Annotated in this window: 20 protein-coding genes and 2 riboswitches; of the genes, 13 read left to right on the top strand and 7 right to left on the bottom strand. The window is 74.1% G+C overall.

Features of this window, described 5'->3' with window-relative positions; translation table 11 throughout:
• Positions 1-44: 44 nt before the first annotated feature.
• Positions 45-1,079 (top strand): zinc-binding dehydrogenase, encoded by a 1,035-nt coding sequence (locus CTE05_RS07375; RefSeq protein WP_146845469.1) that lies wholly within the window; start codon positions 45-47, stop codon positions 1,077-1,079.
• A 9-nt stretch (positions 1,080-1,088) separates the two neighbouring features.
• Here the strand turns inward: CTE05_RS07375 and CTE05_RS07380 are convergent, their stop codons facing one another.
• Positions 1,089-2,036 (bottom strand): DMT family transporter, encoded by a 948-nt coding sequence (locus CTE05_RS07380; protein WP_186814770.1) that lies wholly within the window; start codon positions 2,034-2,036, stop codon positions 1,089-1,091.
• Positions 2,037-2,245: 209 nt separating this feature from the next.
• Between CTE05_RS07380 and CTE05_RS07385 the strand changes: the two genes are divergently transcribed.
• From CTE05_RS07385 to CTE05_RS07410, 6 genes are all read left to right on the top strand, one after another.
• The gene (locus CTE05_RS07385) at positions 2,246-2,593 is read left to right on the top strand and encodes a PadR family transcriptional regulator (RefSeq protein WP_222595429.1); all 348 of its coding nucleotides are present in this window, start codon (positions 2,246-2,248) and stop codon (positions 2,591-2,593) included.
• Positions 2,593-3,690: a hypothetical protein gene (locus CTE05_RS07390; protein ID WP_146845471.1), complete on the top strand. Its 1,098-nt coding sequence runs from the start codon at positions 2,593-2,595 to the stop codon at positions 3,688-3,690. The genes CTE05_RS07385 and CTE05_RS07390 overlap by 1 nt, the downstream gene beginning before the upstream one ends.
• A complete protein-coding gene (locus CTE05_RS07395) occupies positions 3,687-4,796 on the top strand; it encodes a hypothetical protein (protein ID WP_146845472.1) in 1,110 nt (369 codons plus the stop codon). Before CTE05_RS07390 ends, CTE05_RS07395 begins: the two co-directional genes overlap by 4 nt.
• A gap of 80 nt (positions 4,797-4,876) precedes the next feature.
• A complete protein-coding gene (gene purS / locus CTE05_RS07400) occupies positions 4,877-5,131 on the top strand; it encodes a phosphoribosylformylglycinamidine synthase subunit PurS (protein ID WP_056593189.1) in 255 nt (84 codons plus the stop codon).
• Positions 5,128-5,823: a phosphoribosylformylglycinamidine synthase subunit PurQ gene (gene purQ / locus CTE05_RS07405; protein ID WP_146845473.1), complete on the top strand. Its 696-nt coding sequence runs from the start codon at positions 5,128-5,130 to the stop codon at positions 5,821-5,823. Before purS ends, purQ begins: the two co-directional genes overlap by 4 nt.
• Before the next feature lie 7 nt (positions 5,824-5,830).
• On the top strand, positions 5,831-6,823 hold the full coding sequence (locus tag CTE05_RS07410; protein ID WP_146845474.1) for a GNAT family N-acetyltransferase: 993 nt from the start codon (positions 5,831-5,833) through the stop codon (positions 6,821-6,823).
• Here CTE05_RS07410 and CTE05_RS07415 read toward each other — a convergent pair.
• Complete coding sequence (locus CTE05_RS07415; protein WP_146845475.1) at positions 6,751-7,128, bottom strand: hypothetical protein; 378 nt, start codon at positions 7,126-7,128, stop codon at positions 6,751-6,753. The genes CTE05_RS07410 and CTE05_RS07415 overlap by 73 nt on opposite strands.
• Positions 7,129-7,217: 89 nt before the next feature.
• Here CTE05_RS07415 and CTE05_RS07420 point away from each other — a divergent pair, with 89 nt between their 5' ends.
• Positions 7,218-7,700: a pyridoxamine 5'-phosphate oxidase family protein gene (locus CTE05_RS07420; RefSeq protein ID WP_146845476.1), complete on the top strand. Its 483-nt coding sequence runs from the start codon at positions 7,218-7,220 to the stop codon at positions 7,698-7,700.
• Here the strand turns inward: CTE05_RS07420 and CTE05_RS07425 are convergent.
• Together CTE05_RS07425 and CTE05_RS07430 are read right to left on the bottom strand one after the other, a co-directional pair.
• Positions 7,697-8,956, bottom strand: coding sequence for an O-succinylhomoserine sulfhydrylase (locus CTE05_RS07425; protein WP_146845477.1), 1,260 nt, complete (start codon positions 8,954-8,956; stop codon positions 7,697-7,699). The genes CTE05_RS07420 and CTE05_RS07425 overlap by 4 nt on opposite strands.
• Positions 8,953-9,366: a rhodanese-like domain-containing protein gene (locus tag CTE05_RS07430; RefSeq protein ID WP_146845478.1), complete on the bottom strand. Its 414-nt coding sequence runs from the start codon at positions 9,364-9,366 to the stop codon at positions 8,953-8,955. Before CTE05_RS07430 ends, CTE05_RS07425 begins: the two co-directional genes overlap by 4 nt.
• A gap of 60 nt (positions 9,367-9,426) precedes the next feature.
• A riboswitch (SAM riboswitch) is annotated at positions 9,427-9,527 on the bottom strand.
• Positions 9,528-9,644: 117 nt separating this feature from the next.
• Positions 9,645-9,759, top strand: a riboswitch (SAM riboswitch).
• 44 nt (positions 9,760-9,803) lie between these two features.
• On the opposite strand from CTE05_RS07430, the gene CTE05_RS07435 reads away from it, so the two are divergent.
• The 3 genes from CTE05_RS07435 to CTE05_RS07445 all read left to right on the top strand — a co-directional run bounded on the left by CTE05_RS07435 (position 9,804) and on the right by CTE05_RS07445 (position 12,659).
• Positions 9,804-11,198 carry an aminotransferase class V-fold PLP-dependent enzyme gene (locus tag CTE05_RS07435; protein ID WP_146845479.1) on the top strand — a complete coding sequence of 465 codons (1,395 nt, stop codon included), beginning with the start codon at positions 9,804-9,806 and terminating at the stop codon, positions 11,196-11,198.
• Positions 11,199-11,400: 202 nt separating this feature from the next.
• Positions 11,401-12,045: a fasciclin domain-containing protein gene (locus CTE05_RS07440; RefSeq protein WP_146845480.1), complete on the top strand. Its 645-nt coding sequence runs from the start codon at positions 11,401-11,403 to the stop codon at positions 12,043-12,045.
• A 35-nt stretch (positions 12,046-12,080) separates the two neighbouring features.
• Positions 12,081-12,659 carry a GNAT family N-acetyltransferase gene (locus tag CTE05_RS07445; protein WP_146845481.1) on the top strand — a complete coding sequence of 193 codons (579 nt, stop codon included), beginning with the start codon at positions 12,081-12,083 and terminating at the stop codon, positions 12,657-12,659.
• Here CTE05_RS07445 and CTE05_RS07450 read toward each other — a convergent pair.
• From CTE05_RS07450 to CTE05_RS07460, 3 genes are read right to left on the bottom strand one after another with little or no spacing between them, the layout of a single operon-like run.
• Positions 12,643-13,509 carry a MaoC family dehydratase gene (locus tag CTE05_RS07450; protein WP_146845482.1) on the bottom strand — a complete coding sequence of 289 codons (867 nt, stop codon included), beginning with the start codon at positions 13,507-13,509 and terminating at the stop codon, positions 12,643-12,645. The two genes, CTE05_RS07445 and CTE05_RS07450, sit on opposite strands and share 17 nt — an antisense overlap.
• Positions 13,506-14,849, bottom strand: a complete 1,344-nt coding sequence (locus CTE05_RS07455) for a 3-oxoacyl-ACP reductase (protein WP_146845483.1) — start codon at positions 14,847-14,849, stop codon at positions 13,506-13,508. The genes CTE05_RS07450 and CTE05_RS07455 overlap by 4 nt, the downstream gene beginning before the upstream one ends.
• Positions 14,850-14,851: 2 nt before the next feature.
• Positions 14,852-16,177 carry an acetyl-CoA C-acetyltransferase gene (locus tag CTE05_RS07460; RefSeq protein WP_146845484.1) on the bottom strand — a complete coding sequence of 442 codons (1,326 nt, stop codon included), beginning with the start codon at positions 16,175-16,177 and terminating at the stop codon, positions 14,852-14,854.
• Between the two features lie 104 nt (positions 16,178-16,281).
• Between CTE05_RS07460 and CTE05_RS07465 the strand changes: the two genes are divergently transcribed.
• Both CTE05_RS07465 and CTE05_RS07470 read left to right on the top strand, forming a co-directional pair.
• On the top strand, positions 16,282-17,115 hold the full coding sequence (locus CTE05_RS07465; RefSeq protein WP_146845485.1) for a TetR/AcrR family transcriptional regulator: 834 nt from the start codon (positions 16,282-16,284) through the stop codon (positions 17,113-17,115).
• Positions 17,112-19,184, top strand: coding sequence for an acyl-CoA dehydrogenase family protein (locus CTE05_RS07470; protein WP_146845486.1), 2,073 nt, complete (start codon positions 17,112-17,114; stop codon positions 19,182-19,184). The genes CTE05_RS07465 and CTE05_RS07470 overlap by 4 nt, the downstream gene beginning before the upstream one ends.
• Positions 19,185-19,249 lie beyond the last annotated feature (65 nt).

Genomic DNA, 19,249 nt, shown 5'->3' on the forward strand with positions numbered 1-19,249 from the left:
AGTGTCGCGACGTCGTCGCGGCCGCGTCAGCGAGGATGAGTGTCGTGCGTGCCGTCGTGATCCCCGAGTTCGGCGTCCTCCCGACCGTCCGCGAGGTCCCGGCACCGACGTGCCCCGACGACGGCGTCGTCCTGCGGGTGACCGCCACCGGCGTCTGCCGCTCCGACTGGCACGGCTGGCAGGGGCACGACGACGACATCACGCTCCCGCACGTGCCGGGCCACGAGCTGGCGGGGGTCGTCGTCGAGGTCGGTCCGCTGGTCCGCTCGTGGGGCATCGGCGACGAGGTCACCGTGCCGTTCGTGTGCGCGTGCGGTGCCTGCGCGGCGTGCCTCGCGGGGGAGCAGCAGGTGTGCGAGCGGCAGCGCCAACCGGGGTTCACCGACGACGGCTCGTTCGCCGAGCTCGTCGCCCTCCACCACGCCGACGTCAACCTGGTCCGGCTCCCACCCGGCATGTCCGCGGTGACCGCCGCGGGGCTGGGCTGCCGGTTCGCGACCGCCTACCGGGCCGTCACCGTGCACGGGCGCGTCGGTGCGGGGGACTGGGTCGCGGTGCACGGCTGCGGGGGCGTCGGGCTGTCGGCGGTGATGGTGGCCGTCGCCGCCGGTGCCCGGGTCGTCGCGGTCGACGTGTCACCGGTCGCCCGCGACGCAGCACGCGAGATCGGAGCCGCCGTCGTCCTGGACGGCACCGGCGACGTCGCCGAGCAGGTCCACCGGGCGACGGGCGGCGGTGCGGCCGTCTCGCTCGACACTCTGGGCAGCCGCGCGACCGCGACCGCGTCGATCCTGTCGCTGCGCCGCCGCGGCCGGCACGTGCAGGTGGGCCTCCTGCTCGGTGCCGACACCGCCCCGCCGCTGCCCATGGGCCGGGTGATCGGGTGGGAGCTCGAGGTCTACGGCAGCCACGGCATGGCCGCCCACGAGTACCCCGCGATGCTCGCGCGCATCGCGTCCGGCGAGCTCGACCCGTCCCGGCTGGTCGGGCGCACGGTCGGCCTCGACGAGGCACCGGCCGCGCTCGCGGCCCTGGGCGACGGGTCGGGCGGCCCGGGGATGACGGTCGTCGTCCCCTGAGACCCGACCTCAGGTGACGTCGGCAGGCTCCGTCACGCGCTCGTCCGCCGCCGCCGCGTCCGCCGACCGCCGCCGCGCCGCCCCCCACTGCGTCAGGCCGACACCGGCGAGCACGATCGCGCCACCCACCGGCTCGTACCAGTGCAGACCCTCGTCCAGCACGAGGACGCCCAGCGTCGTCGAGACGAGCGGGATGACGTAGGTGACGCTCGCCGTGACGGTGGCGCCGGCGCCCGCCAGGACGCGCCAGAACAGCACGTACGCGAGCCCGGTCCCGCCCAGGCCGAGCGCGAGCAGGGCCAGGGCCGGCGCCGGGGCGACCGGTCCGACGAGCGGCGTGGAGACTGCGAACGGCAGGATCACCAGGGCGCCGACGGCCAGCTGCACGGCCGGCAGGGCGACGTTGGAGAGGCCGGTGCTGGTCAGCCGGCGCCGGCTCCACGCGTTCCCGAGGCCGTAGCAGAACGTGGCACCGAGCAGCATCAGGCCGCCGACCAGGTCGATGGCGCCGGTGTTCCAGACGCCCAGCAGGACGGCGATGCCGCCGAAGCCCAGCACCAGCCCGCCGACCTGCACCCGATCGGGCCGCTCGCTGGGCAGCAGGAGCGCGACGAACACGGCGGTGAACAGGGGAGTGGTCGCGTTCACGAGGCCCGCGAGGACGGACGTCACCCGCTGCTCGGCCAGCGCGAAGAGCACGAACGGGATCGCCGTCATGATCGCGCCGACCATCACGAAGTCGCCGATCCGGCGGCGCTCGACCCGCACGCGCTCGCGGCGGATCAGCAGGATGACGGCGAGCAGCGCGAACCCGATCGCGATCCGGCCGAACGCCACCTGGGTCGGCGCGAACGTCTGCAGCGCCAGGGCGATGAACAGGAAGCTGCACCCCCACAGGACCGCGAGCAGCAGGTAGGGGCCGATCCAGCCGCGGGTGGCGGGGGCCGCAGGAGTCATCCGCGCATCATGCCTCCGACCACCGACACGGACCCCATCCAGCGCCCTCGATCCGGTCGCAACCGCCATGAACCGACGCCAGGGTCGTGAGCGGGGGATCCTCCGATGGATGGTCGCGCGGAGCCCGACCTCGGGTAGCGGGACCTCCCGGCGCCGCTCGGGTGGCCGGGCCCTTGTCCTCATAGGTCGGCACGCGATATATATCGCGCATGGCGTTCCGGATGAGCGAGCAGGCGTACTACGTGCTCCTGTCGTTGGCCGAGGAGCCCCGCCACGGCTACGGAGTCGTGCAGGCGGTCAAGGACCTGTCGGACGACCGCGTCCGGCTCGGCGCGGGCACGCTCTACGGCATCCTCGACCGGCTGGTGGAAGCGGGTTACGCGGAGGCGTCGGGCGAGGTCGTCGTCGACGGCCGGCTGCGTCGCTACTACCGGCTGACGCGCGACGGGATGGCGGCCCTCGCCGCCGAGACCGCCCGCCTGACGGACCTCGCCTCGCTCGCGCGGCGCGTGCTCGCGGCCCGCCCGACGACGCGTCCCGCCCTCGGGTCGGCCTGATGCGCAGCCTGGACCGGTCCGCGGCGTTCTGGCTGCGTGCCTACACACCGGCCTGGCGGGCACGGCGTGCCGACGAGGTCACGGCCGTGCTGGTCGACCTCGCACCCGACGGCGCCCGTAGCCTCGACCTCCGGACGGTGCTCGGTCTGCTGCGCGGTGGCGTGGCGACGCGCTGGCGCCAGACCCCGCCGCTGCGCGTCTACCTGCCGTACCGGTTGCTCGACGTCCGTGTGCCGCCGCAGTACCGGGAGTGGGTGCGTCAGGACATCGCCTCGCCGGGTGCCCTGCGCCGCAACCTGACCGGTCGCCTCTGGCTCTTCGTCCTCCCGCTCTGGAACGCGCTGGCGTCTGACACCCGTGGCGACACCCTGGCGATGTGGACGGTCCTGACGATCGCACTCACGGCCACCCTGCTGTGCGTCCGCCCGGGCTCCGTCGTGCGGCGCAGGCTGCAGCGCCATGCCCGCACATCGCCCCCGGTCGTCGGCTCGTGGGTCTGGGTGCGGACGTCCCGCGCACGGGTGGCCGCCGAGCCGGGTGCCCAGGCGCTGGTGCTCCTGCTGACGGTCGGCGCGGTGGCGTGGTCGACCGCCGCCGTCCTCGCCCCGACGCGCCTCGGATCGGTGCCGTGCGACGCCGCCGGTGCGCTGGCGTGCTCGGAGCTCGTCGTCGTCCCGCGGGACCACACCGCGCTGATCACCGCCCCGCTGACGGCTGCCCTGCTCGCGGGCGTCGGCCTGGCGGTCGCCGTCCGGCGACGCCTTGCCCGGCACCTCGCCGACCGCCCGGAGCAGCCCGCCCGCCAGCTCGTGGGACTCGCGCCGCACGCCGGCCCGGGCCTCGCCCTGTGGGTCGGGCTCATCCTCGCGGGGGCGACGGCGGAGGCGACGGGGACATGGGCCCTCTCGCTCTCCGCACTCGCGGCACCGGCGTGCCTGCTGCTCCTGCCCACGGCCGCGGTCCTCTGGCTCCTGGCACGCACGACGCCCGGCTGCGCGTTCGTCGACCTGCGGCACGTGGCCTGGACGGGCCGCCCCGTCGAGGTCGACCGGTACGACACCGACCTGATCCCTGCTGCCGACCTGGTGAGGCGATGACCACCGACCCCCGCTTCGAGCGCTCCGCCCGCTTCTGGCTCCGCGCCTACCCGCGCCGCTGGCGGCTGCGGCGGGCCGACGAGATGGTCGCGCTGCTCGCCGACCTCGCCGCCCCGGGAGCGACGCGCGTCGACGTGCGGACGGCTGCGGGGCTCGTCCGGTCGGGGTGGGCGACGCGGGCGCGGACCCGGCCGCCGCTGCGGCACGCGCTCGCGTACCGGCTGTTCGACCGTCGCGTCCCGGCCCGCTACCGCGGGTGGGTCCGTGACGACCTGGAGGGTGCCTCCGCGCCGCTGCGGGTCGTGGGCAGCGTGGTGCTCGTGCTCGTGGCCGTCTCTGTGCTGCTCCCGCTGGCGACCGGCGACCGGCCGCACGCGCCGTCGTGGTCCGCCGTGGTGGTCGCCCTGGGGATGTCCGTCGGCCTCCTGTCCCGCGGCCGCCGGCAGCTGCAGAAGCAGTCACGCAAGCACCTCGTGCCCGACGGGGGTGAGGAGGTCACTGCCGACACCCTCCTGTTCGGGTGGGTGATGCGCGACCGGCTGACCGCACGCGGGACCGCGGGGATCCTGACGGTCGCCGTGGGGGTCGTCGGGCTGGGGGCCGTGGCGGCGTGCCTGGCGGCGCCGACCAGGCTCGCTGCGGCGGCGTGCGGCGACGCTTGCGTCGGGACCGTCACCGTCGCGCGCTCCGGCATCTCGCCCGCGCTGCTGGTGGCGCTCGCCGGAGCCCTGGCGGTGGGGGTGCTCGGCTCGCTGCTCGCCCGCCGCCGGCTGCGACGCCTGGTCCCCGTCCGGCCCGCGCAGCACGCCCGGCGCCTCGTCCGGCCGACCCCGCGGCACCGCATGCTGCTCGTCACGCTGAGCGGCTGCATCCTCGGTGTCGCCTGGGTGGAGGGCACCGGGCGCGCGGACCTGTTCTTCTCCGTCGGGGTCGCGGCGGGTGCGCTCCTCGTGCTGCCGGCGCTCCTGGTGGTCTGGCGCACGTCGTGGAGAGGCCCGGCCGACCTGGCCCTCGTCGACGCCCTGCGGATCGCGTTCCGGGGCCGGCAGTCGCGCGTCGACACCTTCCAGGAGGGCCTCGTCCCCGCCCTCGTCGCCACCGACTGAGCAGGTGCGCGGGACGCCTCGAACCACTCGCTAGAATCGCCGCGACCCCCCACCGCCGCGCGAACACCTGGAGCCCTTTCGTGGGACGAGTCGTCGTCGATGTCATGCCGAAGCCCGAGATCCTCGACCCGCAGGGCAAGGCCGTCGCCGGCGCCCTGCCGCGGCTCGGGTTCGGGCAGTTCGCGTCCGTCCGTCAGGGCAAGCGGTTCGAGCTCGAGGTCGACGGGCCGGTGACCGAGGAGATCCTCGCCGCGGCCCGTGAGGCCGGCGAGCACGTGCTGTCCAACCCGGTGATCGAGGACGTGGTCGCGGTCTACGAGGACACCCAGGCATGACGAGGATCGGTGTCGTGACCTTCCCCGGCACGCTCGACGACCGCGACGCAGCCCGCGCGGTCCGCCTCGCGGGCGCCGAGCCGGTCTCCCTCTGGCACGGCGACGCGGACCTGCACGGGGTCGACGCGGTCGTCCTGCCCGGCGGCTTCTCCTACGGCGACTACCTGCGTGCGGGTGCCATCAGCCGGTTCGCGCCGGTCATGGGGGAGATCATCGACGCTGCGCACAAGGGCCTGCCGGTGCTCGGCATCTGCAACGGCTTCCAGGTCCTCACGGAGGCGCACCTGCTGCCGGGCTCGATGATCAAGAACGACCACCTGCACTTCGTGTGCCGTGAGCAGGTCCTGTCGGTCGACAACGTCGACACGGCCTGGACCCGCGACTACACGGCGGGGGAGCACATCACGATCCCGCTGAAGAACCAGGACGGCCAGTACGTCGCCGACGAGCACACGCTCGACGAGCTGGAGGGCGAGGGCCGCGTGGTCTTCCGCTACCAGGGCTGGAACCCGAACGGGTCCCGCCGCGGCATCGCCGGCATCGCGAACGCGGCGGGCAACGTCGTCGGTCTCATGCCGCACCCCGAGCACGCCGTCGAGCCGGGCTTCGGTCCGGACGGCGCCCAGGGCCCCCGCACCGGGACGGACGGGCTGCGGTTCTTCACGTCGGTCCTGCACGCGCTCGTCGGCTGACCGCCGGATGAGCGTCGAGCTCGTCGTCGTCGGCTGGGACGACCCGGAGGCTGCGCGGCTGCGGGCCGCCCAGCAGGCCGAGCTCCTCGACCGCTACGGCGAGGAGGACATCGGTCACGCGATGACCGGCGAGGACATCGTCTCGGTGGTCCTCGTGCGCGTCGACGGCGAGGCGGTCGCGACGGGTGCGCTCCGCTCGCTGGCCGAGGACCCGGCCTACGACGCGGTCCCGCCGGGCACGGGCGAGGTCAAGCGCATGTACGTGCTCCCCGGGCACCGTGGCCGCGGCTACTCCCGGCTGGTCCTCGCCGAGCTCGAACGGCTGGCGGTGGTCGAGCACGACTGGCGCCGGCTGATCCTGGAGACGGGTCCGCTGCAGCCGGAGGCCATCGGCCTGTACCTGCGGGCGGGCTTCCTCCCGATCGAGAACTACGGCGAGTACGTCGGCGTCGCGGACTCGCGCTGCTTCGCCAAGGAGCTCTACCCGACGGCTCGCGAGCCCCGCACGGGCGAGCGACCCACGGTCACGCTCACGCGCACGGAGTGGTCGGACCCGGTCGCGGTGGCGCTGCGGTACGCGATGTGGCTCGACATCGAGGTGCGGTACCCGGAGATCGCCGCGAGCACGCCGGGGGGGTTCGAGGCCGACGACCCCCAGCAGGGTGTCGGCGCCCTGACCACCGTCATCGCCTGGGTCGACGGCCAGCCGGTCGGCTGCGCGACCCTGCGCGCCGCGCGGGACGGCTACCCCGCGGGGTCGGCCGAGCTGAAGAAGGTCTGGGTCGACGAGGCCGCGCGCGGGTCCGGGGCGGCCCGCGCCCTGCTCGCCGCGCTCGAGGACGACGCACGCGAGCGCGGGCTGACCAGCGTGGTCCTGCAGACGGGGATCCGCCAGCCCGAGGCGGTCACGCTCTACCTGTCGGCGGGCTACCGACCGGTGGTGCCCTTCTTCGACTTCGCGGGCGACTTCCTGTCGCTCTGGATGGCCAAGGACGTCTGAGCGCGGGTCCGGGCGACCTCGGCGAACCGCATCCACTCGTCCTCCAGCGACGCCGGCAGGGCGACCCAGTCGTAGAAGTACCGGTCGCCGTCGCCGGGCGCCCACACGGTCGCTCCCGGCAGGGCCAGCGCCTCGGCGTGCTCCGCCGTGTCCCGGCCGAGCTTGACCGCGAGCCGGTCCCCGCCGACGTGCGCGGCGAACATCGTCGACCCGACCTTGAGGATCGGCCGCCCCATCATCTGCGCGTGCGTGGCACCCCGGGCGACCAGGTCGTCGGCCATTGCCTCGTAGTCGCTCCCCGTCATCCCCCGAGCATGCAGCACCCGTCCGACACGCCTACGGTGGCCGGACCCGCGGTCAGCAGCCCCGCGGGTGCGCAGGTCGAGGAGGACGCATGACGCACGACGACGACATCGCCACGGTGGCCGGTCTCATCAAGGACGCGAAGATCGCGATGCTGACGACGGTCGGCGCGGACGGCTCGCTGGTCAGCCGGCCCATGGGGGTGCAGGACGTCGACTTCGACGGGGACCTCTGGTTCTTCGCGGACGCCGACAGCCACAAGGTGCACGAGATCGAGGCGGGCAGCCCGGCGAACGCGGCCTTCGCCGACGCGACCGCGTGGGTCTCGGTCTCGGGCCCGGCCGAGGTGGTCCGCGACGTGGCCAAGAACCGCGAGCTGTGGGGCGCGACGGCCGAGGCGTGGTTCCCCGACGGACCCGAGACCCCCGGCCTGGTGCTCGTCGTGCTGCACGGGCGGACGGCCGAGTACTGGCACGCCAAGGGTGGCCGCCTGACGACGGCGTTCAGCCTGGTCAAGGCCAAGGTCACCGGTGAGCGCTACGACGGCGGCGAGAACGAGACGGTGCAGCTCTAGCCCGCGAGCGTCCCGAGGGCCTGCGCGAGGTCGTCGATGAGGTCCGCCGGGTCCTCGAGCCCCACGGACAGCCGCACGGTCGACTCGGCGATCCCGACCGCCGCGCGGCCCTCGGGACCGAGCTTGCGGTGCGTCGTGGTGGCCGGGTGCGTGACCAGGGACTTGGCGTCGCCGAGGTTGTTGGAGATGTCGACGACCCGCAGCGCGTCCAGGAAGCCGAAGGCGACCTTCTTGGTCACGTCGGGGGTCGCGCCCTCGGGCACGGCCAGGTTGAACGTGACGACGGTCCCGCCTCCGGACTGCTGCGCGAGCGCGAGCGCGTGCTGCGGGTGCGACGGCAGGTACGGGTAGCGCACGAGCGAGACCCCGGGCTGCTGCTCGATCCAGGTCGCGACCTGCAGGGCCGACGCGGTCTGGTGGCGCACCCGCAGCGACAGCGTCTCCAGGCCCTTGAGCAGCACCCACGCGTTGAACGCCGACAGCGACGGGCCGGTGTTGCGGATGAGGGTCTGCACCGGACCGTGCACGTACTCCTCCGTGCCGAGGATCGCGCCGCCGAGCACCCGGCCCTGCCCGTCGATGTGCTTGGTCGCGGAGTACACGACGACGTCCGCGCCGAAGTCCAGCGGCCGGGACAGCACGGGGGTGGCGAAGACGTTGTCGACGATGACCGTCGCCCCGGCGGCGTGCGCGAGCCGGGTCACGGCCGCGATGTCGACGAGGTCCTGCATCGGGTTGGACGGCGTCTCGAAGAAGACCACGTCGGCCGGCGTGGACAGGGCCGCCTCCCACTGGTCGAGCTCGTGGCCGTCGACGTAGTCGGTGCGCACGCCCCACTTGGCCAGGATCTCCTCGAAGATCACGACCGTGGACCCGAACAGCGCGCGGGCGGAGACGATGCGGGAGCCGGACTCGACCAGCGCCGCGATCGCGGTGAACACCGCGGACATGCCCGACGCGGTGGCGACGGCCGCCTCGGCGCCCTCGAGCAGGCGCAGGCGCTCCTCGAAGGTGGACACGGTGGGGTTGTTGTACCGGGAGTACAGGAACCGGTCGGTGTCACCGGCGAACGCGGCCTCGGCCTCGGCGGCACCGCCGTAGACGAACCCCTGCGTGAGGAAGAGCGCCTCGGACGTCTCCTGGAACTGGCTGCGGACCAGGCCGCCGCGCACCGCGAGCGTGTCGGGGCGCAGGTCCGCACGGGGGGTGCGACGGTCGTCCCAGTCGTTCGGACCGGGGACGCGTCCGGCGCTCACGCCTGCCGCCAGGGCAGACCGGCGGCGCGCCAGCCGGAGTGGCCACGGTGCCCGTCGGGACCCACGTCGCCCTCGAAGCCCTCCAGCACGTTGTACGCCGGACCGAGGCCCGCGGCGGTGGCGGCCTGCGCGGCCGCGATCGAGCGCACGCCCGAGCGGCAGAGGAACACGACCGGCCGGCCGGCCGTGACGCCCGCCTCGGTGAGCTGCTTGAGGAACTGCGGGTTCGGGCGTCCCGACGGGTAGGAGACCCACTCGACCAGGGCGGCGCGCCCGTCGATCGGGGCGGAGTCGGGGATGCCGACGTAGCGCCACTCGGCGTCGGTCCGGACGTCCACGAGCACGGCGCTCTGGTCGGACGTCAGGAGGTCCCAGGCCTGCTGGGGGGTCAGGTCGCCGGCGTAGCTCATACGGGCCTCGTCTCGTGGGTGGTGGCGCGCCTGCGTTCGATCGGTCGGGCCGTCATGTCGCCTCCATCGGTCCTGGCGGTAGCACCCTCGGCCGGGCACAGGGTGCCCGCGGGTTGCTGCGGCGTCGTCGAGCCAGATCTCTCAGCCGCTCTGGATGGTGCGGCGATGCTACGCGCGGCGACGCCCGCGCTCCAAGTGGTGGACAAGGCGTCCCGTCAGGCGAGACGGTTCGCGTGCCGCGTTGACAGGTCCCCGGACGTGCCGGGACCCTCGTCACAGGTCATGAGCGCCAGCGTCAAGCCCCGGCTCGCTGGCCGGCAACCCTCCTCCGCGGTGGGGTGCCCCGGGTGACGACCTGGCCGCGCCCCGCCCGGGTCGCGGCAAGCGCGGGGTTCCACCGCAGGCGGTGTCCCCCCGGAACGTGTCGGAGGACCATCATGACCGTCATCGCCGAGCGCCCCTCGTGTGCCTCCGTCGACGAGGTGGGCGCCCTGCTCCCGGTCGTCGGCGGCACCACCACCGTCCCGCTGGTCGACGGCACGCAGCGCGTCTACGCCAACCTGGACTACGCCGCCAGCGCCCCGGCGCTCGAGGCCGTCGCCGCCCGCGTGACGGAGGTGCTGCCGCTGTACGCGTCCGTGCACCGCGGCGCCGGGTACCTGTCGCAGGTGTCGACGGCCCTGTACGAGTCGGCCCGCCAGACCGTCGCCCGGTTCGTCGACGCGCGTCCCGACGACGTCGCGATCATCACGCGCAACACCACCGACTCGCTCAACCTCCTGGCGGGCGTGGTCCCCGACGGTGGCCGGGTCCTCGTCCTGGACGTCGAGCACCACGCCAACCTCCTGCCCTGGGTGCAGTCGAGCGAGCGGCACGGCAACCGCACGACGATCCTGCCGATCGCACGGACGGTCGCCGAGACGCTGGACGCGCTGCGCGCCGAGCTCGCCCGGCAGCCGTACGCGCTGGTCACCGTCACCGGCGCGTCCAACGTGACCGGCGAGGCGCTGCCGATCGACCAGGTCGTCGCGCTCGCCCACGCCGAGGGTGCCCGCGTGGCGGTCGACGGCGCGCAGCTGGTCCCGCACCGCGGCTTCTCGCTGACGAGCACGGACGCCGACTACGTCGCGTTCTCCGGCCACAAGACGTACGCACCGTTCGGTGCGGGGGCCCTCGTCGGCCGTCGCGACTGGCTGGACACGGGCACGCCGTACCTCGCCGGCGGTGGCGCGGTGCGCGACGTGCGCGCCGACCGGACCGTCTGGCAGCCCGCGCCGGCGCGCCACGAGGCCGGGTCGCCCAACGTCATCGGCGCCATCGCGCTGGCGGAGGCGTGCGACCAGCTCGCCGCGCTCCCGGCCGGCGCCCTGGCGGCGCACGAGGAGGCGCTCCGGGAGCGGCTCGTCGCCGGGCTGTCGGCCATCGACGGCGTCGAGGTCGCGCGCATCTGGCCCGACTCGGAGGCGCCCGTCGGTGTCCTCACGTTCACGGTGCCCGACCACGACCCCGGCCTCGTCGCGGCGTACCTCGCGGCCGAGCACGGCATCGGGGTCCGCGACGGTCGCTTCTGCGCGCACCCGCTCCTGGCGCACCTCGGCGCGTCCGGCGGGGCCATCCGCGCGTCCGTCGGTGTCGGCACGACGAGCGAGGCCGTCGACCGCCTGGTCGTCGCGCTCACGCAGTACCTGTCGACGGGCCCCGCCGTCCGCTACGAGGTCGTCGACGGCTGCTGGGCGGTCGTCGAGGACACCCGACCCCTCCTCGCGGTCCACGGCCTGAACCACCTGGCGGCGACGGCCGCAGCAGCCTGCGGCCCCGCCCTGGACGACTGACCGCCGGGTCACAGCCGCGCGAGAACGTGACTCTGCGACGAGCGCGGCAGTCGCAACTGCCCCGCTCGTCGCGAAGGCACGCTCTCGGCGAGTGCATCCCGCGGGCGGGTTCCGGACGAAGGGGACACAGGGCGTCCTCCCGGGTGCCCGCGCGGTGCGGCGCACAGGCGTCGGCCGCGACCGTCGTCCGTAGGAGCCCACCATGAGGATCCGTCGCACGCTCTCCGCCCTCGTCGCCACCGGTGTCGTCGCCGGCGCGGGACTCGCCCTCGCGCCCGCCGCGACCGCGGCCCCACCCACCGGGACGTCCAGCCTCGCCGCCCTGCTCGCCTCCGACGGCGACACGTTCGACCGCAGCTGGCGGGACTTCGACATCCTCGACCAGGCGGTCGGCGCGGTGCTCGCCGCCAAGCCGGGCAGCCCGGTCGCGGTCCTGGCCGACGGGACCGTCCCGCTCACCGCGTTCGTCCCGACGGACCGCGCGTTCCAGGTGCTGGCCAAGGACCTGACCCACCGCTGGTACGGCACCGAGCAGGAGGTCCTCACGGCGCTCGCGGGCGCGGTCGGCATCGACGCGATCGAGCAGGTGCTGCTCTACCACGTGGTCCCCGGCGCGACGATCGACTCCGGCACGGCGCTGGCCAGCGACAACGCGGTGCTGACCACCGCCCAGGGCGGCACGTTCACCGTCGACGTCCTGTCGAAGCGCTGGGGCATCGTGCAGCTGCGGGACCAGGACCGCAACGACCTCAACCCGTTCCTCGTCCCCGGCAAGCTCGACCTGAACAAGGGCAACGTGCAGATCGCGCACGCCATCACGTTCGTCCTGCGCCCCGCGGACCTCTGAGCGTCCCGAGGGTCGGGTCGTGCCAGGATCGGCGGATGCTGCACGACCTGACCCTCGAGGGCCACGGCACCCGGCTGGTCCCGCTGGCCGACGAGCACGCCGAGCCGCTCTCCGCGTTCGTCGACGACTGCCTGTGGGCGGGGATGTCGTCGCCGACCCCCGGCTCCCCGGCGGCGATGCGCTCCGAGATCCGCACGGCGGATGCGGCGCCCGGCCGGCTGGCGTTCGCCGTGGTCGACGCCGGGACCGGGGTCGTGCGGGGATCGACCTCGTTCTACGACCTCGACCTGCGCATCGGCCGCGTCGAGATCGGCCACACGTTCTACGATCCCCGCTGGTGGGGCACGACCAACAACCCGTCGTGCAAGCTCCTGCTCCTCACGCACGCGTTCGAGACGTGGGGCTGCGCTCGCGTCGCGTTCCGTGCCGACGCCCGCAACGCCCGCTCGATCGCGGCGATCCGCCGCCTCGGCGCGGTGCCGGAGGGCGTCCTGCGCAGCCACCGGCTGGCCCCGGACGGCAGCCGCGGCGACAGCGCGTACTTCTCGATCCTCCCCGACGAGTGGCCCGCCGTCCGTGCCGGGCTGGAAGCGCGGCTCAGCGCAGCGGGGTGACCGACCCGGTCAGGTGCGGCTTGCCGGAGCGGGCGTCCCAGCCGGCGAACGTGAACCCGTCGTCGGCGCGCGCGACCCGCACGGTGACGGTCCCCGGCAGGAGCACCGGCTTCACGAACTCGACCGCCCACTCGAACGCGTCCCCGCGCCGGGCGCCCACGTCGGCGAGCGCCCGCGACGCCGTGTACATGCCGTGCGCGATGGCCCGCGGGAAGCCGAGCGCCTTCGCCGACAGCGCGGTCAGGTGGATCGGGTTCCGGTCGCCGGACACCGCCGCGTACCGGCGCCCGGTGTCGCCGTCGAGCGTCCAGCGTCCGGTGGGCGTCGGCGGGGCGAAGGTCTCCGACGACTCGTCGACCGACCCGGCGAGGAAGATCCCCCGCGCGAGGTACGTGGACACCCCGCGCCAGGCGACCGAACCGTCGACGGACACCTCCGTCACCAGGTCCACCTGGGTACCGGACCGGTGCGGCCGCAGGTCGGTGGCGGTGGCGCGGACGTCGAGGTCGTCGGTGAGCAGGACCGGTCGCTGCTGCGTGACGCGGTTGGCCACGTGGACCAGGCCGACGAGCGGCAGCGGGAAGTCGCTGCGGACCATCAGGGCGGTGGCCACCGGGAACGCCAGGACGTGCACGAACCCGGCGGGGAGCACGTCGGACGCGGACTCCCCGAGCAGGTGCTGGTAGTCCGTCAGGTGCTCGGAGGACGCCCGCACCCCACGGACGACGTACTCGACGTCGGGCAGCACGGTCGGCCCGGAGCGCACGCGCCGCGCGAGCGAGAGCCCGGCGCCGCGGGCGAACAGCCCGCCGAGGCCCGGCACCTCGGGCAGCACGACCGTCGACGTCATGCGCCCACCATGTTCTGCCCGCACACGCGCAGGACGCGTCCGACCACGCCGCCGGCCGCGGGGGAGGCCAGGAACGCCACGGTCTCGGCGACGTCCACGGGCTGCCCGCCCTGCTGCAGCGAGTTGAGCCGACGGGCGACCTGCCGCGTGACGGCGGGGATGCGCGCGGTCATCTCGGTCTCGATGAACCCGGGAGCGACCGCGTTCGCGGTCCCGCCGAACGCCTCGAGCAGCGGTGCGGTCGCCCGGACCATGCCGATGACCCCGCCCTTCGACGCCGCGTAGTTGGTCTGTCCGCGGTTGCCGGCGATGCCCGACGTCGACGCGAGCGACACGATCCGCGGCGCGTCCGTGAAGTCGCCGGAGGTCAGCAGCGCCTCGTTGATGCGCAGCTGCGACGCGATGTTCACCGCGAGGACGGAGTCCCACTTGTCGGGGCTCATGTTCGCGAGCAGCTTGTCGCGCGTGATCCCGGCGTTGTGCACGACGATGTCGAGCCGCCCGTGCCGCTGCAGCGCGTGCTCCAGGATGCGGGCGCCGGCGTCGTCGGCCGTGACGTCGAGCTGCAGCGCGGTCCCGCGGACGCGGTTGGCGACGGTGACCAGCTGCTCCCCGGCGGCGGGGACGTCGACCGCGACCACGGTGGCTCCGTCGCGGGCGAGCGTGTCGGCGATCGACGCGCCGATGCCGCGGGCCGCTCCCGTGACGACGGCGACGCGGCCGGCCAACGGCGCGGCCCAGTCTCCGGGCAGCGTGCCGGCCGCCGAGTCGACGGCGAGCAGCTGCCCGTCGACGAACGCGGACTTGGTGGACAGGAAGAACCGCAGGGCACCGAGCACGGAGGGGGCGGTGACCGGGACGTCCTCGGCCAGCACGACGCCGTTGCCGGTCGACCCGCCGCGCAGCTCCTTGGCCAGCGACCGCAGCAGCCCGTCGACGCCCTGCCGTGCGGCGGCGACCGCGGGGGCGTCGTCGGCCCGCGAGGCGCGGGAGACGGTGACGACGCGGGCGCCCTTCGGCAGCTCCTTGAGCACGGCGCCGGCGGCCAGCACCGGCTCGGAGAGCTGGTCGGGGTGCGTCAGCTCCGTGAGGGCGAGGACGACCGCGGAGTACCGCGTGCCGGGGGTCGCGTGCCGGTGCACGTCGAGGTCCCAGTCGGAGGACAGGAACCCGGCCAGCGCGTCGGACTCCGGTCCGCGTCCGAGCACCAGCGCCGCGCCCTGCAGGAGCGGCTGGCCGGGCTCGTAGCGACGCAGCGGAGCGGGCTGGGGCAGCCCGAGCTGCTTCGCGACCTTCTTGGTGAAGCCGCTGTTGACCAGGTTCAGGTAGGTGTCGCTCATGGTCAGGCCGCCTCGAGGATCGCGGTGAGGCCCAGCCCGCCGGCTGCGCACACGGACACGAGCGCCCGGACGGGCTTGTCGGAGCCGGACTCGGTCTTGCGACGGTGCAGCTCCTTGCTGATCGTCGCGACGATCCGCCCGCCGGTCGCGGCGAACGGGTGGCCCGCGGCCAGCGACGACCCGTGCACGTTGAGCTTCGCGCGGTCGACGGTGCCGAACGCGCCGTCGAGGCCCAGCCGGGTCCGCCCGAACTCCTCGGACTCCCACGCGGCCAGCGTCGTCAGCACGGTCGCCGCGAAGGCCTCGTGGATCTCGACGTAGTCGAGGTCGTCCAGCGTCAGCCCGTTGCGGGCCAGCAGGCGCGGTACCGCGAACGCGGGGGCCATGAGCAGGCCGTCGTCGCCGTGCACGAAGTCGACCGCGCCGGCCTCGGCGTCGACCACCGAGGCGAGCGGGACCAGGTCGTGCGCCGCAGCCCACTCCGCCGAGCCGAGCAGCACCGCGGAGGCGCCGTCGGACAGCGGCGTCGAGTTCCCGGCCGTCATCGTCGCGGGGGTGTCCAGCCCGAGCCCGAACGCCGGCTTGAGCTTCGCAAGCTTCTCCAGCGAGGAGTCGGCGCGCAGGTTGGCGTCACGCGTCAGGCCGCGGAACGGGGTGACCAGGTCGTCGAAGAACCCGGAGTCGTAGGCCGCGGCGAGCCGCTGGTGGCTGGCCAGCGCGATCTCGTCCTGCGCGGCCTGCGTGATCTCCCACTGGGCGGTCGTGAGCGCCTGGTGCTCGCCCATCGACAGGTGCGTGCGCGGCTCACCGGTGTTCGGCGCGACGGGCGCGAGGTCCTTCGGGCGGATCGTCGCGACGGCGGCGAGCTTCTGCCCGACGGTCTTCGCCCGCGACAGGTCGAGGAGCGCGCGGCGCAGCCGGTTGCTCACGGCGATGGGGGCGTCCGACGTGGAGTCGACGCCGCCGGCGATCGCGGACTCGAGCTGACCGAGGCGGATCTTGTTGCTCAGCGAGACGACGGTCTCCAGACCGGTCGCGCAGGCCTGCTGCACGTCGTACGCGGGGGTCTCGGCCGACAGGGCCGACCCGAGGACGGCCTCGCGGGTGAGGTTGAAGTCCTTGCTGTGCTTGAGCACGGCACCCGCGGCGACCTCGCCGATGCGCTCGCCCTGCAGGCCGTACCGGGCGACGAGCCCGTCGATCGCCGCGGTGAGCATGTCCTGGTTGCTGGCCCGCACGTAGGGGCCGCCGGCGCGGGCGAAGGGGATCCGGTTGCCGCCGAGCACGTAGGCCTTGCGGATCTCGGGTGTGGGGGTGGGGCGTGCCATGGGCGCGTTCCTCTCGCATCGTCGTCGAGCGCAGGGGTGTCGAGCACGGTGCGCTCGAAGTGACGTGGTGTCCGAAACCCACAGTACCTGATACCTTCGGTCTCGTGAGCCCTGTCACACCGGGTCCGTCGAAGGCGACGGCCCTCACGCTGCTGAACTCCGAGGTCGGTCGTCCGCGACCGGCCCTTCCGACGCCCCCCGCGACCAGACGCCCTGCCGAGGACGCGTTCGCGGCCGACGGCCGGTCCACCCGCTGGGCCGACCACCGCGAGGCCCGCCGCGCCGAGCTGGTCCGCATCGCGCGCCGCACCGTCCACCACAAGGGACCCGACGTCTCGATGGAGGAGATCGCGGCCGCCGCGGGCACCTCCAAGTCGATCGTCTACCGGTACTTCGCGGACAAGACCGGCCTGCAGATCGCCGTCGCCGAGGCCGTCGTGCTGCAGATCCAGGGGGCGCTGGAGGGCGTCCTGCGGATCGCGCCGACCCCCCGCGACGGTCTGCGGGCCATGGTCGCGGTGTACCTCGAGATGATCGAGTCGTCGCCCAACGTCTACGCGTTCGTGACGCGCAACGGGTCCGTGGAGTCGGGCGGGCCGCTCGGGCACTTCCTCGACTCGGTCACCGCGCTCGTCGCGGCGCCGTTCGCCCGTGGCTTGACCGAGGAGCACGAGGGCAGGCGCACGGCACGCAGGCCCGAGGCGTCGGAAGAGGACGACAGCGCTCTGGCGGCGCGCGTCGCGCTGGCCGAGTCCTGGGCCGCCGGCGCCGTCGGCTTCGTGCGCGGCTCCGGCGAGTGGTGGCTGGCCCACCGCGAGGAGCCCGCCAGCCCGGACCGCGAAGAGCTCACCGCCCAGGTCGCCGCATGGCTCTGGGCCGGACCCGTCGGGCTGCTCGCCCGTGACCGCAACCGCACCACTCCGGAGGAGTCCCGATGACCACCACCAGCACGCGCCCCACCGTCGAGGCGCCCGAGGCCGGCGACCCCCGCCTCGACGCCGACGTCACCAACGTCGACATCGCGCACCTGCAGCAGGTCCTGCTCGGGCACTACCCGGAGCTCCGCCTGGCCGCTCGCAAGCTCATGGCCGACGAGCGGTTCCACCGGATCGAGGGCCAGTCGCTCGCCGACCACCGCGAGCGCGTCCTCGGCCAGCTCCGCCTGCTCGCCGCCGAGGGCGACGTGCACCGCTCGTTCCCGAAGCGGTTCGGCGGCCACGAGGACCACGGCGGCTTCCTGGCCCGGTTCGAGGAGCTCACGCACGCGGACCCGTCGCTGCAGATCAAGTCGGGGGTGCAGTGGGGGCTGTTCGCCTCGGCGATCTACCACCTGGGCACCGAGCGCAACCACGACGAGTTCCTCGCGGACGCGCTGTCGGTCGCGGTGCCGGGCGCGTTCGCGATGACGGAGACGGGCCACGGCTCGGACGTCGCCGCCATCGGCACCACCGCCACGTACGACCCGGCCACGCAGGAGTTCGTCATCCACACGCCGTTCCGCGCGGCCTGGAAGGACTACCTCGGCAACGCCGGCGTCCACGGTACGGCCGCCACCGTGTTCGCCCGGCTGATCACCGCGGGCACCGACCACGGCGTGCACGCGTTCTACGTGCCGATCCGCGACGAGGCCACGATGGAGTTCCTCCCGGGCGTCGGCGGTGAGGACGACGGGCTCAAGGGTGGCCTGAACGGCATCGACAACGGGCGGCTCTGGTTCGACCAGGTCCGGGTCCCGCGCACGAACCTGCTCAACCGGTACGGCGACGTCGCCGAGGACGGCACCTACTCGTCGCCCATCGCGAGCCCGGGCCGCCGGTTCTTCACGATGCTCGGCACGCTCGTGCAGGGTCGCGTCTCGCTCGACGGTGCCGCGGTCACGGCCGCCCGCATCGGCCTGACCATCGCGATCACGTACGGCAACCAGCGCCGGCAGTTCAACGGCGCGTCGCCCACCGACGAGGTCGTCATCCTCGACTACGCCGAGCACCAGCGCCGCCTGCTCCCGCTGCTCGCGGAGACGTACGCCGCCGGGTTCGCGCACGAGGACCTGCTCGCGGCGTTCGACGACGTGTTCTCCGGCCGCAACGACACCCCGGAGACGCGCGAGGACCTCGAGACGCTCGCGGCGGCGCTCAAGCCGGCGTCGACGTGGCACGCGCTGAACACGCTCCAGGTCGCCCGCGAGGCGTGCGGTGGGGCGGGCTTCCTCGCGGAGAACCGGATCACGGGGCTGCGCGCCGACATGGACGTGTACGCGACGTTCGAGGGCGACAACACCGTCCTGCTGCAGCTCGTCGGGAAGCGCCTGCTCACCGACTACGCGAAGGGCTTCAAGCACCTCGACGCGACGAAGGTCGCCCGCATGGTGGCCGAGCGTGCGTCCGACGCGGCCCGGTACCGCACACCGTTGCACCGCGCCGTGCAGACCATCGCCGACGTCGGCGACCCGCGCCGCTCGGCCGGTCAGCTGCGCGAGACGGCCACGCAGCGCGAGCTGCTGGTGGACCGCGTCGAGACGATGGTCGAGGAGGTCGCCCAGGCCCTGCGCCCGGCGCAGAAGGCCGACCCCGCGACCGCGGCGGCCCTGTTCAACGCCCACCAGCATGAGCTCATCGCCGCGGCCCGCGCGCACGCCGAGCTGGTCCAGTGGGAGTCGTTCACGGCCGCGCTGGAGCGCGTCACGGACCCCGGCACCCGCCAGATCCTCACCTGGGTGCGGGACCTGTTCGGGCTCACCGTCATCGAGCGCAACCTCACCTGGTACCTGCTGAACGGCCGGCTGTCGGCCGGGCGTGCTCGCACCGTCACGTCGTACATCGACCGGCTGCTGGCTCGCCTGCGCCCGCACGCTCAGTCCCTGGTCGACGCGTTCGGCTACGAGCAGGCGCACCTGCGCGCACCGATCGCGTCGGGCGCGGAGCAGGCCCGGCAGGACGAGGCCCGCGCCTACTACCGGGCGCAGCGCGCGTCCGGCGATGCCCCCGTCCCGGAGAAGCACAAGCGCTGACCCCCCGACCGCGCGCCGATCCGGCGCGCCGACCCGCCGCCACACCCCCCGGGCGGTGGGTGCTC

The sequence above is a fragment of the Cellulomonas terrae genome, assembly GCF_007990265.1.
Taxonomy (GTDB): Bacteria; Actinomycetota; Actinomycetes; order Actinomycetales; family Cellulomonadaceae; genus Cellulomonas; species Cellulomonas terrae.